The 593-nt window shown below is 61.2% G+C and carries 1 pseudogene; it reads right to left on the bottom strand.

From position 1 onward, the window contains the following. A pseudogene (locus HMPREF3101_RS02605) lies at positions 1 to 522 on the bottom strand (hypothetical protein); the annotation flags it as partial. Positions 523 to 593: the final 71 nt, after the last annotated feature.

Raw genomic sequence — 593 nt, 5'->3', positions numbered from 1 at the left:
GGACCAGTAGCAGTAGAGGAAAAGCGGGATCGCGGTGAACAACGTGAGGAAGAAGCACAGCTCACCTGCGTAGTGATAAAACTCGCCGTGATGGGTGGCCAGCTGCCCGCCGGATGTCGCAGCGACCATCGGGGACACGAGCGCCAAGCCCCACGGGAACGCAGGCTCGGTGTAGTGCGCGGACTGCTTCCACAAACCCCAGAGTTGCCACAAGCACACGATGATGGCCAGTGGCGCACCGACCCACCAGCTGACCAGCTGGAACGCATCGTTGCCCGTGAGTGCCGTCCACGCCGAGCCGCACGCGAGCAGCCCCATCGAATACATGCCCCACGCCGCCATGTTCTGGCGCCGCGGCGGCTCATTGCGCACGCCGACCGTGAACACAACAAGGAGTCCCGCCGCGATGAGCGCAAACACGAGCTGGGCTACATGAAATCCATGTAACCCAGTCAAACTCGACGCAATCGAGGTTCCCATTAAAGCGCCGGCCCAAGCGGGACCGAACTTTGGCAACGTCATAGAACTAACGCTAGGCCTGCCACCTCGTCTCATCCACTTTGGGTCGGGGCTTTGTGGTTTTTAGAACGCGA

Origin of the sequence: Corynebacterium sp. HMSC29G08 (genome assembly GCF_001806875.1) — a bacterium.
In the GTDB taxonomy this organism is placed as follows: domain Bacteria; phylum Actinomycetota; class Actinomycetes; order Mycobacteriales; family Mycobacteriaceae; genus Corynebacterium.
Note: the sequence above shows the minus strand (reverse complement) of the source record. Positions and strands in the feature narration are given on the sequence as shown.